General features: G+C 71.3%; 2 protein-coding genes. Both read left to right on the top strand.

The annotated features are described in order from the left end of the window. A partial coding sequence (locus KZA10_RS15940; RefSeq protein ID WP_218683373.1) for an extracellular solute-binding protein occupies positions 1-295 on the top strand: 295 nt, incomplete at its 5' end. Next, positions 292-1060 (top strand): molybdenum ABC transporter permease (locus KZA10_RS15935; protein ID WP_218683372.1); only part of this gene is annotated, 769 nt, incomplete at its 3' end. The genes KZA10_RS15940 and KZA10_RS15935, both read left to right, overlap by 4 nt.

Below are 1060 nucleotides of genomic sequence, written 5' to 3'. Positions count from 1 at the left end.
CTCCACGGCGGGCGTGACGGTCGACGCCGCGAGTCTCGAGCAGAACGTGACGGCCGTGCTCACGAAGGTCGCCGCCTCCGAAGCCGACGCCGGACTCGTGTACGCCACCGACGTGATCGGTCGTGACGATGTCGAGGTGATCGTGCCCGACGGCGCCGACGAGGTCGTCAACCACTACCCGATCACCGCGCTCTCCGACGCGCCGAACGTCGAGGCGGCCGAGGCGTTCGTGGCCTTCGTGCTGTCGGCGGAGGGTCAGAGGATCCTGGCGGACTTCGGCTTCGGAGCCCCGTGAGCGCGGCACCTGCGCACGGATACGCTCCGCGCGCTCTCGCGGTTCCCGCCCTCGTCGGACTGGTATTCCTGGTCCTGCCGCTCACCGCTCTCGTCGCGCGGGTGCAGTGGTCGACCTTCCTCGCGGATGTGACGTCGCAGGCTGCGCTCTCGGCACTCCTGCTCTCGCTCGGCACCGGCCTCGTGGCCACCGTCGTGTGCATCATCGTGGGCGTGCCACTCGCGCTGTACATCGCCCGCTCCGGCCCTCGACTGGCAGCGGTGCTGCGCGCCGTCGTCACGGTGCCACTGGTGCTGCCGCCGATGGTGGGCGGTGTCGCGCTGCTGTACCTGTTCGGGCGTGCAGGGTGGCTCGGCGGACTCGGTCTGTCCTTCAGCGCCCCGGCGGTGGTGCTGGCGCAGACGTTCGTCGCGCTGCCGTTCCTGGTGCTGGCCGTGGAGGGTGCCGTACGCACCTCGGGTGTGGACTACGAACGCACGGCGGCGGCGCTCGGAGCCGGCCGATGGACGATCCTGCGCCGCATCACCCTGCCGCTCGCGGCTCCGGGCATCGTCGCCGGCGTCGTGCTGTGCTTCGCGCGGGCCATCGGCGAGTTCGGGGCGACGGCGCTGTTCGCCGGAAATCGGCCTGGGGTCACGCAGACCATGCCGCTGGCGATCTACACGGCGTTCAACGGAGCGGGAGTGTCGCAGGGCACGGCGGTCGCCCTCGCGCTGCTGCTGCTCGCCACCCGCGCACCAGCAGCAGTACGACGATCGCGGTGGC

It is taken from the genome of Microbacterium sp. BF1, from assembly GCF_019279095.1.
Taxonomy (GTDB): domain Bacteria; phylum Actinomycetota; class Actinomycetes; order Actinomycetales; family Microbacteriaceae; genus Microbacterium; species Microbacterium maritypicum.
Note: the sequence above shows the minus strand (reverse complement) of the source record. Positions and strands in the feature narration are given on the sequence as shown.